The sequence below is a fragment of the Natronorubrum halobium genome, assembly GCF_051351675.1.
In the GTDB taxonomy this organism is placed as follows: domain Archaea; phylum Halobacteriota; class Halobacteria; order Halobacteriales; family Natrialbaceae; genus Natronorubrum.
Window position 1 is genome coordinate 461,429 of the sequence record NZ_CP195596.1, and the last position, 14,315, is coordinate 475,743.

Annotated in this window: 8 protein-coding genes and 2 pseudogenes; 6 read left to right on the forward strand and 4 right to left on the reverse strand. The window is 59.3% G+C overall.

Going from position 1 to position 14,315, the window contains the following annotated elements; all coding sequences use genetic code 11:
* Window positions 1–193: 193 nt before the first annotated feature.
* A pseudogene (locus ACSFC7_RS26070) lies at window positions 194–1,149 on the forward strand (D-2-hydroxyacid dehydrogenase).
* Window positions 1,150–1,663: 514 nt separating this feature from the next.
* Here ACSFC7_RS26070 and ACSFC7_RS26075 read toward each other — a convergent pair.
* The gene (locus ACSFC7_RS26075) at window positions 1,664–3,046 is read right to left on the reverse strand and encodes an aspartate aminotransferase family protein (protein ID WP_436348198.1); all 1,383 of its coding nucleotides are present in this window, start codon (window positions 3,044–3,046) and stop codon (window positions 1,664–1,666) included.
* 351 nt (window positions 3,047–3,397) lie between these two features.
* On the opposite strand from ACSFC7_RS26075, the gene ACSFC7_RS26080 reads away from it, so the two are divergent.
* Both ACSFC7_RS26080 and ACSFC7_RS26085 read left to right on the forward strand, forming a co-directional pair.
* The gene (locus ACSFC7_RS26080; protein ID WP_436348199.1) at window positions 3,398–4,003 is read left to right on the forward strand and encodes an NAD(P)/FAD-dependent oxidoreductase; all 606 of its coding nucleotides are present in this window, start codon (window positions 3,398–3,400) and stop codon (window positions 4,001–4,003) included.
* Between the two features lie 68 nt (window positions 4,004–4,071).
* Window positions 4,072–5,544 carry a CoA-acylating methylmalonate-semialdehyde dehydrogenase gene (locus ACSFC7_RS26085; protein ID WP_436348201.1) on the forward strand — a complete coding sequence of 491 codons (1,473 nt, stop codon included), beginning with the start codon at window positions 4,072–4,074 and terminating at the stop codon, window positions 5,542–5,544.
* A 147-nt stretch (window positions 5,545–5,691) separates the two neighbouring features.
* On the opposite strand, the gene ACSFC7_RS26090 is transcribed toward ACSFC7_RS26085, so the two are convergent.
* Window positions 5,692–6,879, reverse strand: coding sequence for an MFS transporter (locus tag ACSFC7_RS26090; RefSeq protein ID WP_436348202.1), 1,188 nt, complete (start codon window positions 6,877–6,879; stop codon window positions 5,692–5,694).
* Window positions 6,880–7,154: 275 nt separating this feature from the next.
* Between ACSFC7_RS26090 and ACSFC7_RS26095 the strand changes: the two are divergent.
* Together ACSFC7_RS26095 and ACSFC7_RS26100 are read left to right on the forward strand one after the other, a co-directional pair.
* Window positions 7,155–7,550: pseudogene (locus tag ACSFC7_RS26095) on the forward strand (integrase core domain-containing protein); the annotation flags it as partial.
* Window positions 7,551–7,681: 131 nt separating this feature from the next.
* A complete protein-coding gene (locus tag ACSFC7_RS26100) occupies window positions 7,682–8,272 on the forward strand; it encodes an oligopeptide/dipeptide ABC transporter ATP-binding protein (protein WP_436348203.1) in 591 nt (196 codons plus the stop codon).
* Window positions 8,273–9,378: 1,106 nt separating this feature from the next.
* Here ACSFC7_RS26100 and ACSFC7_RS26105 read toward each other — a convergent pair.
* Window positions 9,379–10,812 carry an MATE family efflux transporter gene (locus ACSFC7_RS26105; RefSeq protein WP_436348204.1) on the reverse strand — a complete coding sequence of 478 codons (1,434 nt, stop codon included), beginning with the start codon at window positions 10,810–10,812 and terminating at the stop codon, window positions 9,379–9,381.
* Between the two features lie 578 nt (window positions 10,813–11,390).
* On the opposite strand from ACSFC7_RS26105, the gene ACSFC7_RS26110 reads away from it, so the two are divergent.
* The gene (locus tag ACSFC7_RS26110; protein ID WP_436348205.1) at window positions 11,391–12,782 is read left to right on the forward strand and encodes an SLC13 family permease; all 1,392 of its coding nucleotides are present in this window, start codon (window positions 11,391–11,393) and stop codon (window positions 12,780–12,782) included.
* Window positions 12,783–12,915: 133 nt separating this feature from the next.
* On the opposite strand, the gene ACSFC7_RS26115 is transcribed toward ACSFC7_RS26110, so the two are convergent.
* Window positions 12,916–14,250 carry a CoA-binding protein gene (locus ACSFC7_RS26115; protein WP_436348206.1) on the reverse strand — a complete coding sequence of 445 codons (1,335 nt, stop codon included), beginning with the start codon at window positions 14,248–14,250 and terminating at the stop codon, window positions 12,916–12,918.
* Window positions 14,251–14,315: the final 65 nt, after the last annotated feature.

Sequence of the window (14,315 nt, forward strand, 5' to 3'; positions counted from 1 at the left end):
GGACGCATTCTCAACGATCCGGTAGTCGATGGCGGTTGTGTTCAGATCCCCGAATGGAACTTCCGCCTCCGGTGATGACCTGAAGGACGACACGTGCGAAGACAGCGATGGATAGCCGACCATCGAGAACCGTAGTTATTGAAAAGATACGAAGACTAACAATCCAGCGTCAACGACTACAGATCCATCACACATGATCGACAATCCAGATATCGTCGTCTTCAGAGAGGGGACGGAGGGGCTATCGATGGAACCGTACACAGAGGCGTTGCGCGAGCGCCTGCCCGACCGTACCGTCGGACTCGCGCGTACCCCCAGAGAGAGTACGAATTGATCGAGTTCGGGCGCGCCGCAACCGGCATCACGATCACGGAGGACCAGCTTGACCACGACGAGAACCTGGAGCGGTTCGCGTGCACGTTCGCTGGCACCGACCACCTCCCATTGGACGCGCTGGCCGAACATGGCGTGGCAGTCACGAACGCGGGCGGCATTCACGCACCCGGTATTGCAGAGCAAGCCATCAGGAACATGTTGACGCTCGCTCGTCGCCTCCACGAAGGCTGGCGGCGCAAGCAGAACCGGGAGTGGCGGCACTTCCAGTCGGATGAGTTCACCGGTTCGACCGTAACCGTCGTCGGTCTCGGCTCCATCGGGAACGCCGTCGTCCAGCGCCTCGAAGGATTCGACGTCCACACCATCGGTCTCCGGTACACGCCAGAGAAGGACAGCCCCACGGACGAGGTGATGGGGTTCGACAACGCTGAACTCCACGACGCGCTCGCACGCACCGACTATCTCGTCATCGCGTGTCCACTCACCGAACTCACTCGAGGGCTCATCGGCAGTGACGAACTGGCGACGATGCCGACCGATAGCGTCCTCGTCAACACCGCCCGTGGCCGAATCGTGGACACCGATGCGCTCGTGTCGGCGCTCCGCTCGAACAAGATACGCGGTGCAGCACTAGACGTGACGGATCCCGAACCGCTACCCGAAGACCACCCGCTCTGGAACCTCGAGAACTGCCTCATCACGCCACACACAGGCGGGTACACGCCGAAACACTGGGACCGACTCGCAGCGATCGTCGCACGAAATCTCGACCGACTCGATGCGGAAACGGAACTGGAGAACCAGGTCGTATAATCCGACATGCATTGACAGAGGCCGTATCCAGTGCAGAATATGAGGATCGCAATACGTACCTCGAAAGAGGAGCACTCCAAATTCGTGAATCGCCGATCTGAAGCGGTTCATTGGACCGAGGACTGAATCGACCGGGATACTGCGTCGATCCCGGCTCGGAGGTCGTCGGGGCTGGCAATGAGCGGCAGGGAAAGTGAGTGAGTCGGGTGGCCGGACGACCACTACCGACGAGAACGCCATTTTCACGGCAATCCTCGATGACCTCCTTACAGCAGCAGTCTAAATCCTCCTCTCCCGAATCGTGGCTATGTAGACGTCGTATCCATTGGCTATCGACAATGCTTCGTCGTGCGGGTTCGACCAGAGGAGGGGGTTTCTCGACCGAGAAACGTCAGTCACTAGTGAGGTCACCGTTAGCAATGGTTCTTCGAATTCAATGAGCACACCGCGGTCGAGTCATCAAACTGCGGTCTTCGTTCTCGACCACGGTAACTGGAAACCGAGCGGCTGGTCGTCAGTCGGCGACCGATGCGGTGGTCGTCGCGTGGTCGATGGCGTCCACGATCACGTCGAGCGCCGTATCGGCGAGCTCGCGGGTGAGGACGAGCGGCGGGAGGAGCCGGAGGATGTTACCGTGTCGTCCTGCCTTCCAGACGAGGACGCCGTTTTCGAAGCAGTAGTCCTGGATGGCGTCGCCGATGTCGCCGTCCGGCTCGCCGTCGGTATCGACGAACTCCGCGCCGATGAACAGGCCCTTGCCGCGCACGTCGACCAGCTGCGGGTTCGACTCGGCGACCTCCTCGAGGCGAGTCCTGATGTAGTCGCCGAGTTCGCGTGCGTGGGCCAACAGGTCGTGCTCCTGGATGTACTCGATGGCGCGGGTCCCGGCACGCATGCCGACGACGTGACCGCGGTACGTCCCGGCGTGATCGCCGGAGTCCCACGTGTCGAGGTCCTCGTGGTACATCGTCGCGGACAGGGGGAAGCCGACGCCGCCGAGGGCCTTCGCGGACGTCATCACGTCTGGCGTCACGTCGTACCACTCGCTCGCCCACCACTGCCCGGTCCGCCCAAGCCCGGCCTGGATCTCGTCGAAGACCAGGGGGATGTCGTTGTCGGTGGCGATGTCGCGCAGCCCCTGCAGGAAGCCTTCCGGCGGCGCGACGACGCCACCCTCGCCCTGCAGCGGTTCGACGAAGATTCCCGCGGGATTTGCGAGCCCGCCGTAGGGGTCCTCGACGATGGCCTGGACCTCCTCGAGGGCGTGGTCGACGGCCTCCTGTGGCGCCTTGTCCATGTGGAACGGGTACGGGTACGGCGCGTGCACCACGTCGGGGAGTAGCGGCGTGTACGCCTCTTTGAACTTCTTGTTCGACGTGACGCTCATGGCACCGCTGGTCGCGCCGTGGTAGGCGCCGCGGAACGCGATGAGGCCGTCGCCGCCGGTGTTGTACTTGGCGAGCTTGATCGCCGCTTCGACCGCGTCGCTCCCCGTCGGTCCGCCGAAGACGGTACGCATGTTGCCCTGAAGACCGTCGGGCGCGATCTCGTCGAGCTTCTCGATGAGCTCGAGGCGCGCCTCGGTGGGGAAGTCGACGGTGTGGACGAACTTGTCGGTCTGCTCGTGGACCGCGTCGAGGACGTACGGGTTCGAGTGACCGACGTTGAGGACGCCGATGCCGGCGAACATGTCGATGAACGTGTTGCCGTCGACGTCGCGAACGGTCGCACCCTTCCCCTCGTCGAACGCGATAGGGATGTCTTCGGGGTAAGCGACAGCACTGGAGTCTATCTGCCGTTGTTTTTCGATGAGCGCGTGCGACTTTGGGCCAGGGACGGAGCCGCCGGACGGTGCCTCGTCGAAGTGTAACTCTTCTATCGGTGGACTGCGTACCATATGTATACTACCCTGATTCGAAGCCCACATAAATATGTGCATGCGCCGCATCGATTCTCGACAGACCCCGACCTCGGCAGACGCGGCGGTTTGAGCGCCGGGCGCCTCCTGAAGCCTCGTATGAACCCGATGGGTGTCCCTGGCGATTCCGACCCGGCCATGACTGAGTGCCTCCATTCACCTGCGTCACGAACCGCGCCCGGAGTCTCTTTATAAGTCTCGGACTTTGGAATTACAAACGTATAGTTGTAAAACGCTCCGCGGTTCTCCATTTCCTGCGATAGCGAACCACACCTCAACCCCTTGCTGGCGGAGTACCGCGCCCTTCTGGGGCCAACAATCCAAAGTAAAGTGTATATAAAACAGCGTCGTGCCCCCTCGCGGTGGAAGAACGACGTCGAAGGAAATTCTGTCGGCGAACGAGCCGTAGACGACGGCGGGAGCCCCGAACTGGGCGTCCTGGGGTCGGGATTCGACCGCGACGCCGTCGAGTATATACCCGCAGCGGAGATCGCGGAGTACGGGATGCCGGTCGTCAACCACTACGATTCGTCGTTTTCCTTCCACCGACGCAGCCCGGACGAGTTCCTGATCAGCTACTATCCCGGGGGGTACGATTCCGCGACTCGATACGCACCCGAGGACGTTCCGGACTCGGTCCCGTCGTCGATCCGCCGGGAGGCACTCTCGCTCGCCGAAGGGTTATTCCCCGCTGTCGACGACCCGTCGATCGTCGACGAGTGGGTCGGCGTCCGCTCTGCCACCCCCGATGGGAACCTGATCGTCGGCCGAACCAGCGTAAACGGATTCCACATCGCAGCGTTCCACACGTCCGGAGTCCAACTCGCACCTGCAGTCGGACGGATCGTCGTTGAACAGGTCCTGAACGGCGAACGGACCGAATTCTACGAAGACGTATCGATCACCCGGTTCGACGGGTACCACGACTCATTCTGATTGGAACGGGATGCGCGACTGGTTGCCACGACACGCACAATTATAATCGTAGAGGGAGAGTGCCGAGTGTGAACAACCGGACGCTACCAGAGACGCGGGTACAGAACTGGATCGGTGGATCGAGACGGACACCGAGTGAGGGACAGGTACACTTGGTCTCGAATCCTGCAACGGGTGAACAGATCACCGAGTTCCACGAGAGCACGCGTGCGGCCGTCGACGAGGCAGTTACGGCAGGTAGCGACGCGTTCGACTCGTGGGAGGACACGCCGGTCGAGGAGCGAATCCAGCCGCTCTTCGAGTTCAAGCAGCTTCTGGAGGAACACCAGGACGACATCGCCGAAACCGTCGTAAGAGAACACGGGAAGACGCTCGACGAGGCTCGAGGGGAGATCAGACGCGGCATCGAGAACGTCGAGGTCGCCTGTGGGATTCCGTCGATGATGCAGGGTGGCCACCTGCAGAATGCAGCACCAGATATCGACGAGACCGCGGTACGAAAACCGCTCGGCGTCTTTGCCGCAGTGACGCCGTTCAACTTCCCGGCGATGATCCCACTGTGGTTTCTCCCATACAGCGTCGCGACCGGGAACGCCTTCGTTCTGAAACCGAGCGAGAAGTGCCCACTGACCGCGCAGTACTTAATAGAACTCGCGGTCGAGGCCGGCTTCCCAGACGGCGTCGTCCAGCTCCTGAACGGTGGCGCGGACACCGTGAACGCGCTCGTCGAACACCCAGGCATCGCCGGCATCAGCTTCGTCGGGAGTACGCCAGTCGCCGAGCACATCTACGAATCCGCAGCGAAACACGGAAAGCGCGTCCAGGCGCAAGGCGGCGCCAAGAACCACGTTCTCGTGGCTGCCTCGGCCGACCTCGACTTCGCGGCGGAGCAAACGGTCAGTTCTGCGTTCGCGAACACCGGTCAGCGCTGCCTCGCGAACCCCGTCGCCGTCGTCGAAGACGACGTGTACGACGCGTTTGCGGAGCGCGTCGTCGACGAAGCTGCGAATATGATCATCGAAAATGGACTCGGGGAGGACACCGACATGGGGCCGCTCATCTCAGAAGTACATCGCGAGAACGTCCTCTCCTACATCGATACTGGTCTCGAAGAAGGCGGTAAACTCCTCCTCGATGGCCGCGATAGTGACCTCCCGTCGAAGGGGCGCTTCCTCGGGCCGACGATCTTCGGAGACGTCGATCCTGACGCGACGATCGTCGATGAGGAGATCTTCGGTCCGGTTCTCGCACTCGTCCGCGCGAAGGACTTCGACCACGCCCTGGAGCTCGTTGATCGGAGCGACTTCGGGAACGCCTCGAGTCTCTTTACCGACAGAGGCAGCGACGCAAAGCGATTCCGCCACGAGGTCGACGCCGGCAATCTCGCGGTCAACGCGGGCACCGCCGCTCCGATGGCGTTCTTCCACTTCGGGGGCAGAAAGGCCTCCTTCTTCGGTGATCTTCACGCACAGGGTGAAGATATGATCCACTTCTATACCGACAAGTCGATCTACATCGAGCGCTGGCTGAATACCCAGTGACAGTTCGTTCTCGTTTCGAAAAAAGGCTGGCTACTGAAACCGACTGCCGAACCCTCGTTCGTTGCAAGCGGCCGTCTACGATGCCCCGAAGCCGACCGCGGTAGGTCTCTCGGCGGCAAAGCCAGCCAGTGACCGTACGTTCCTCGCTCACTCCGTGCTATGGAACGGATAGTGGATTCTACTGCACAAGAATGCGAGGACGAGGCAGATACCACCGACCATCGTAATCGAGATGAACGGTGACGTCTCGCCAGCAATGGCGCCGCCTGCAGATCTTGCGACGAAGTACAGGAGTCCGTATACCATCGAGACACCGCTGAGAGTAGTAGCCCTTCCGGTTGTCTCTATGCGATCGTTTAAGAACGTGCTCCCCAGGGTGGCAGTCGTGGTGTTGAACAACCGAGAGTAGAAGAATATCGGAATTGCGATCGTATGTATGGGAATCGTCGCTGAAAGAGCGACTACCAGGACGAGCGGGCTGAAGAGGAACCAGCGACCTATCCCAAATGTACTTCGAACCTGGGGAGCGAGGAACGACCCTGCCGATGCGGTCACCATGAGACCGGCATAGAGCGGCCCCAGCGTCCCTGCAGTGAATCCGACAGTCTGAGAGATCGGTTGAATGAACACGTCGACGGTGGTCGGGATCGACATGAGAACTCCGGAGATGAACGTAAATGCGGCCAGATCGTTATTTGTCAGAATCCTCTCGAGGGACTCGCGGAAATCAGCAAGATCGAACGTCTCCGTACGACCCTGTGTCGATTCGGGAAGTGTTCCGACGATTATCGCTGCCAGCGCAGTCATCGTAGCCGCAACTAAGAATGGTAGCGCTGGCTGGATAGTGTAGAGTACACCGCCGAAAAGTGCGGTGATAGCTGCTGAACCGTAATACATGCTCATTCCTCGACCGCGAATCCGAGTGTACGAATCGGTGGCGTTTCGCTCCTTTAGGAGATCGTATAGCCACGCGTCAGCGCTGCCTGATCGAAAGGTGGCAGCGACACCCCAGATACCGTAGAATGTTACGAAGGCAATCGCTGAGTCAGAAAAGGCGAAACCGAGATGGACGACTGACTGAGAGAGGGCTCCGAGAACGAGTCCGTTCCGACGACCGATTCGATCTCCAAGATATCCCGTTGGGATTTCGCCCACGAGCATACCGAGAAAGTATGTCCCCGTCGCGACCCCGATGTCGGCGAAACTGAGCCCTTGGCTGAGAGCGAAAATCGTGATAATCGGGTATACTACCCCTTCCGAAACGAACGCGCGATATGCGTAGAACTGGATGAGTCGAAGTTTGAACTCACTGAAATCCGTCTTTTCCTGAATCATTTCGGTGAATATGCAGCGGTGAGTTCGTTCATATCGCTAGATCTATGGTATAATGTTATCATCTAGTATATAATTGGACTGCTGCTTGATGAGCTTCAGGTCGGTTGACAGTCGGTTATGACAAACTGGTCTGTCTTTATTCTTCTTGTTGCTTTTTGAATATATCGGATTGTGAGGCAGTGTCTAGTTAGGCCAGTTTGAGGAATGAGCAGGTCGTAGAGTTAGTTTGGCTATGTCACTCGCAGACCTGCTCAGCGAGTGCTACGCGGCGGAGCGACTGGTCTTGGGTATATGCTGCAATCGACCTAGATTCGCGGTTGATTCTTGATGTCGCAGTCTTCGGACGACGAGGAACCGATCCAGCCGCTGCGTTCCTGCATAAATTGACCGAGAAACACGATCTCTCCGAGACGGTGTTTCTCGTTGATGGCTACGGCTATCTGACTGCCCTCTCCCGATTAGGGTTGAGCGGTCAGCTCAACTACGTTGATCGAAACCTAATCGAAAAGTGGTTTCATACCTTCAAGATGCGCGTTGACCGCTTCCATAATTCGTGGGTAGGCAGTCGGACGAGCGTCAGAGAATGGCTTGAATAGTTTGTACACTACTACAACACACAACGACCGCATCAATCATTTAACAGACAGACGCCAGCAGAGGTGCTAAACTAGACAGTGCCCTCTATACGATAATGTGATCGATAGAGCATCCAATGACCGGGGTTCAACTGAATAGAATCAGGTTTCTCGAGCAGGAATGGGACTAAATATCGGAAGTATCCGTTTATCTCACCTCGTAGCAGTTGAGTGGTGGAGAAAAACAGCGCATTGCACTCGTTCGCGCGTTAATGATGAATCCCGATCTCATCTTGGCAGACGAAGCGATCAGTGCGCTTGACGTGTCGCTTCGTATTGAAATGATGAACCTGATGATCGAGTTGCAGGAACACATCGGCACGTCATATCTCATGATCTCTCACGATCTATCGAATGCACGGTATATGGCGGAGAAGACCGGTGGCTATATTGGAATTATGTATCTCGGCGAAATCGTTGAGCTGGGTACGGCGACAGAGGTAATTGAAAACCCTAGCCATCCATACACGAAGGCACTCAAGTGGGCGACTCCTGAGCTCAGCACGTTTGAGGATAGCGGTGAAGAGATGCCGATTCGGGTTATTGACATCCCGGATGCAGTCGACGTTCCTAGCGGGTGTCGATTCCACACTCGGTGCCCCAAAGCTCGAGAGGTGTGCACTCAAGAACGTCCGGAACTAGCGATAGACAAAGCAAATGATGAGTACCGCGCGGCGTGTTTTCGGGATTACGGTGACGATCATCCATATTGGGAAAGTCCAGAAACCACGGAAGTGAAAGAACAAACTCAGCAGTAGGACTCCATCCGTACCCGATTTCTACTGGAAACGCTTCGTTCTCTATCTCCGGTATTGGATCTAACGAATTGATTGCACTGCTCTGTTGTGAATCTCAATACATTCGTTTAGTGAGAAGAAATTGGTTATATCTCATACAGGGGTATTGTACCAGCAGTGCTATTGTACCTATTGCACTTGTTGTATCCATTTTACCTACTGGACCTATTTCACCTATTGGACCTATTGCTTCTGTTGGATCTGTTGTCGATATCAGTTCTACTACTTCTATGAATTCCTTCTATTTCCGTTCTTGTGGTGATTCCTTTCCCAGAGTAAAGCGTTGGAGGCCTGAACGCAAGGTTCATGCCGTGGCCAGAAATCGCTCTCAACGTACGGAGTGTGGCGTCTTCGATGAGTTTTGCGATCGACGCAGTGTCATTCTTCTCAAATAATTGATGTTCCTCTTGTAGATAGCGTCGGCGAGATTGCTGGCATGCACGACCTTCCAACCTATCTCTTTCCACCATTCTTAGCGAAGTGTCTTGTCGAATCCTCGAGTCCCCACTGTAGTCGGATTGTACGATGTGCAAACTACGGGTTGGACAACGACCGCGTGGTTGAGTGGTGACCGTCGCGATCTTCGTGGGCCGTCCGGTCGATTTGAGCAGGGTTTCTGTAGCCCTGTCGACCAAGGCCGTTCGAATGGGGTCGTTGAACGCGCCGGCTGTCGCAGCGCCGTGCGGTGACAGATGTCGGTATCCGTCCTGAAACCGACCCATGAGTGGACCGAATCGGTTTTCGCTGTGCCCAACCTGAGCCCCAACCACCAACTTGCTGGCCTCGGCATCCGTTCGCTGTTTGTGAATCGACCGTATTGGTGTCCGTTACACTCGGATTAGTTTACAGGTGAATGTGTGTAATTCGAACGTTAAATCGCTCGATCTGATACCGTTCTCTCCCTTAATAGGCCCCAGTACGTGGTGCTGTGCTACTACCTCCTCCCGCTGTTCGCTTGGATGAAAATTCCGTATTATACCGAAATCGATCCCGTTTGTTCTCTAGTGGCGAACAACGATTACCTCTCTACAGTACAAACCGGGATGACTGTGAGTCAAGCGAATCACTTACTCCGTCGATCCCGTCGATTGGTCGCGAAGTGAACGGCTGACGTCGCGCCAGACACCGGAGTAGTACCGGTAGAGCGTGATCACTGCCGGAACGAACATTTCCGCGATCAGCGAGACGAACAGCGCCGTGATACCGAGGGGTGTCACGACTCCGAGGAACGCGATCGGCAAGGCGAAGCCGTAGAGCCCCACCAGGGCGGCGTAGAACGGCCAGCGTGTGTCCCCGGCGCCGCGCAATGCGCCTGTCGCTGCCTCGTCGAGCCCGAGCCCGATCGTCGCGACGGCCGTGATGCGGACGAACGTCGTCGCCAGATCGACGGTTATGGGGTCGGTGACGAACAACTGTGCAATCGGTTCGGCGAAGACCACGACGAAGACGGCAGCAACGATGTAGGAGCACAGCGAGAACCGAATGATCTCGTCTCCGTACGCCGCTGCGAGGTCCCCCTCACCACTGCCGAGATGACGGCCGACGAGACTGCTCGAGGCGATGGAGAGCCCCCACGAGAGGCTATTGATCAGGTCTCGCATCCGGCGGGCGATCTCGTATCCAGCGACGGCGACGGAGCCGAAAACTGCGGCGATGGCGAGCAGCGGAAATGCGACCGCGGCCCGTGCGAGTTGCTGGAACATTAACGGCGTACTCACAGCGACGAGCGCTCGTAGCAGCGACGGATCGACGACGGGACCTGCGGCGGTCAACCCAACGGGAAGGGCGTCTCGAGTCGGGTACGACTTCCCCACGAGTCCCCAGAGCAGTCCGACCGTAATGAGTGCAGTCGAGACGGCGGTGCCGATTGCGGCTCCGACGACGCCCAGGCCGAGGCCGAAGATCAACACGGCGTTGAGGACGATATTTACGGCGGCGCCGCCGCCACGAATCAGCATCGGAGTGAACGTGTCGCCGATACCGGCGAAGATGCGACTGGCGACTTTGTTGTAGAACTCGAAGACGATTGCCGGAGCGACGATCAGTAGATAGGTCGCGCCGTACTCGATGGCTGCGGGATCGGAGCTCATGATTCCGATCAGGAACTCGGCTTGCCAGTATAAGGCCACGGCCAGTGGGACTGCAAGCGCCGTCGCGACCAGATAACTCTGGGTGATCGCCCGGTTGGCCAGCCCGATCTCGTCGGCGCCGTAGTGTTGGGAGACAAGACTGATCGATCCACCTGATAACCCCAGCGAGAGGCGGTCACCGAGTTGCCAGTACGCGTACGCGAACGCGAGTCCGGCGATCGCGGGCGGTCCGAGTACCAGCCCGACCATCGCGATGTCGGCGGTCTGCTTCGACATCCGTGCGAGCCCGGTGACGATACGCGGCCAGGCGAGGTCGACCGTTGCCCGTAACCGCGATCGCTCGATGACGTTTGCGCGCTCTAAGAGCCTTGTGAGTGCGCGCAAGAAGGCACTAATCACCCGAACTACCATCCACCGGTACCTCACTCAGGCGCATACTAAATGTTCGCATACGGAACGACGGCCGTCGCGGAACTGCCTTCGCAGCGCTGATCCTCCGAGACGCGGTCTCCAACGATGTAGCCGATAAGACAGTCTCGAGTCACTGCCCGAGATAGTACCAACTGGAACTGGTTACACACCGATCGCACATTCCGCGGTTCTCGCTCCCTTCGTTCGCTCACGGGTCGCTTTGCTCCCCGTTCGGCGTCGCGGTTCTCGCTCCCTTCGTTCGCTCACGGGTCGCTTTGCTCCCCGTTCGGCGTCGCGGTTCTCGCTCCCTTCGTTCGCTCCGAACCGCGCACGCTCCGAACCGCGCACGCTCCGAACCGCGCACGCTCCGAACCGCGCACGCTCCGAACCGCGCTGCCCTCGTGCGATCAGATGTCGACTGACTTCCAGTGGCTACTAGACACCTCGAGTCGCCGCCCGCTTTGACTCATCTCGGACCCGACGATACATCCCGTCGAATCGACCGACTACACTCGAATCGGAGATCGCTAGTGAAACCCCGATAGATTTAACCGAGCACTATGTGAGTGTAGGTATCAATGAATGGCCGGTCGGTGATCGAGCAGATACAGACACCGCCGATCTCGTTTGCCGTCGCGATAGCGGTCACCGCGACGACGTGGATCGCAGTATCGGGTATGGGAGACGCCGCGTGGATGCTTTCGATCACCGTCTTCTGTATCGCCCTTTGGATCCTCACGCCGGTCCCGCCTGCCTACACAGGGCTGATCGGGATCGGTCTCATCGCCGTGACGTTCTCGACCGAACTGGCGCTGACCGGGTTTCAGAAACCGGCGACGTGGCTCATCGGATTCGGATTATTGATGGGTGAGGCGACCCGCCGGAGCGGTCTCGCGAACTGGGCGGGGACTCGTATCACGGCACGAACCGTCTCCGAGTCGGTGCGGATGCAGCCGGTACGGACCTATCGTCGGCTCCTGCTCGCGCTCTCGATCGGCGCCCACGCGCTGGCCTTTCTCATCCCCTCCTCGCTCGTTCGCATCCTGATTATCGCACCGATCCTCACGGAGACCGGTGATCTCTTCGACGATCGCGAGGCACGCGTCGGCATCTTCCTCGGCCCCGCCTTCGCCACGTTCTACGGCTCGTCGGGGATTCTCACTGCCGACCTTCCGAACATCATGCTCGCTGGCTTCGGTCAGTCGATCGCCGGCCATCACATCTCGTGGTCGGAGTGGTGGTTCCATATGTACCCGGTTATGGGCCTGACGCGAGTACTGCTGGTCTGTGGAGTGGTCTACTATCTGTTCCGGCCGGACCCGTCCTCGAGTGTCTCCGTTCCGGACGGAACCGGTACCACGACGCGTACCGAGCGGCGGATGCTGGCGTTCCTGCTCATCGGGGCGCTCATCTGGGCGACCGATTTCGTCCACGGCTTTCATCCGGTGGTCGGCGCGCTCGTCGTCGTCGCGCTCGCGTTCCTCCCTAGCGTTGGCGTCACCGACTTCGAGAGCGTCGGTGAGACGGACTTTTCGATCCTGTTTTTCATCGCCGCCGTGTTTGCGATCGGCGACGGGCTGGCTCACACCGGCTTCACCGAAGATGCGGCCGATCACCTGCTCGGGCTGATTCCGACGGATGCCTCGCTGGCGGCCATCCTCGCGGTCGTCTTCGGCATCACGTTCCTGCTGACGTTCCTGATGGAGGGGCTGGCCGTCGCCAGCGTCCTCACACCGATCCTCATTCCGTATGCGGAGGCCGCTGGGCTGCCGCTGACACCGGTGTTGATGTCGGAAGCGCTAGCGCTGAGCTCGTACTTCTTCCCCTACCAGTCGGCAGTCCTCGTCGTCATTCTGGCCGAGGGAACTGCCGACACTGGTGAGGTCATCCGCACGACGGTCGCCTGTTCACTTGTGTCGATCCTCGTGTTGCTGCCGCTCCAGTTGATCGTCTTCACGCTGCTGTACTGAGGACTGCGTGGTATCGTACTCCTTCGTATCGTACTTCCCGTGACGTCGAGACTCGTATTCGCGTCGCGACTCCAGTACGTTCGACAACAGCGAACCAGGCGAAAAGCACGGAGTCGGTGATCCGTCCGCCGTCCTACGCGTCGTCGGAGATCGAGTCGATCAGCGCCGCGACCGCGTGAGCGCCACGCTCGGGTGCCTGAAAGGTCGGGATACCGAAAGCTTCCATCTCGAGGCGCTCTTCCTCGAAGCTGTCCGGGCCGGCCACGGTGAAGAGGATCGGTTTGTCGACCTCCTCGGAGAGGGTCTCCAGTTCCTCGACGGGGTAGCCCAGCGAGTCCTCGTAGATTTCGTAGACGATGACGATGTCGACGTTGTCGTCGCGAGCGACGGCGTCGATGACCTGCCCGAACTCGGGCAGCGGGCGGCCGGTGTCGACCGGGTTTTCCGTGTAGGTGATCCCCTGCAGGAGGTCGTCGACGCGCGCTTGCGTGTCGTCGTCCAGGTCGGGGAACACGGCGCCGCGCTCGTTGAGTTCGTCGGCGATGATGATTCCCGGGCCGGCCTGGGCGGTAACGACGCCGACGTGTTCCCCTGCCGGCGTCGGCGTGTCCGCGATCGCGCGGCTGGCATCCAGGAGTTCGGTCACCGAATCCACGAAGACGACTCCCTCACCGGCGAGGGTCTCCTCGTAGGTCGCGCGGTCCTGAATCGGCGCGCCGGTGTGAGACTGGACGAACTCGCTCAGGTCCTCGCTGCCGGCCTTGTACGCGACGATTGGCGTCTCCGCGTTCCGACAGACCTCGAAGAAGGCATCGATATCCTCGGTCCCCTCGATGTGGAGCGCGATCGCGTCAGTCTGGGGGTCATCATCGAGCACCGGAATGAGCTCGGCGAAGCCGGTGTTGGCGCGGTTTCCGAGGCCGAACATCGCCGAGACGCCGTACTCCTCGCGGTCAAACTGGAACGAGGACGTGATTCCGACGCCACCGCTCTGGGCGACGAGGGCGACGTTCCCCGTCTCGACCTCCCGGATCTGTGGCACGAACGAGCCGTAGAGATCTAGATGTGGGATACAGTAGCCCGCCGTGTTCGGCCCGAGGACCGTCATGTCGTACTCCTCGCCGATCCGAACGACATCGGCCTCGAGTTCTTGGCCATCCTCGTCGACTTCCGCGAAACCGCCGGCGAAGATCACAGCGGCGCCGACGCCTGCCTCGCCACACTCCTCGAGGACGTCCGGGACGACGGGGCTGGGGACGCAACACAACGCCAGATCGGCGTCGGTGTCGGCGACCGATTCGACGAACTCGTAGCCGTAGACACTCCCCGAACTGGAGGGGTTGACCGGGTAGACGTCGCCGTCGTAGGACCGAATGTTGGTCATTGCGTCGTTCCCGAGTTTCCCGGGGGTTTTCGACGCGCCGATAACGGCGATTCCGTCCGGATCGAAGAAATCGGTTACTCCCATACCGACTCATGGTCGAACAATGTAATATAAATTACGGAGAAGTGATTCTTATCGCAGGTCAGCAA

What these genes read in the sequence shown, in the direction of transcription:
- ACSFC7_RS26105 (WP_436348204.1), bottom strand. Translation starts at nt 10,812, where the DNA reads ATGGTAGTTCGGGTGATTAGTGCCTTCTTGCGCGCACTCACAAGGCTC.
- ACSFC7_RS26110 (WP_436348205.1), top strand. Translation starts at nt 11,391, where the DNA reads ATGAATGGCCGGTCGGTGATCGAGCAGATACAGACACCGCCGATCTCG.
- ACSFC7_RS26090 (WP_436348202.1), bottom strand. Translation starts at nt 6,879, where the DNA reads ATGATTCAGGAAAAGACGGATTTCAGTGAGTTCAAACTTCGACTCATC.
- ACSFC7_RS26115 (WP_436348206.1), bottom strand. Translation starts at nt 14,250, where the DNA reads ATGGGAGTAACCGATTTCTTCGATCCGGACGGAATCGCCGTTATCGGC.
- ACSFC7_RS26075 (WP_436348198.1), bottom strand. Translation starts at nt 3,046, where the DNA reads ATGGTACGCAGTCCACCGATAGAAGAGTTACACTTCGACGAGGCACCG.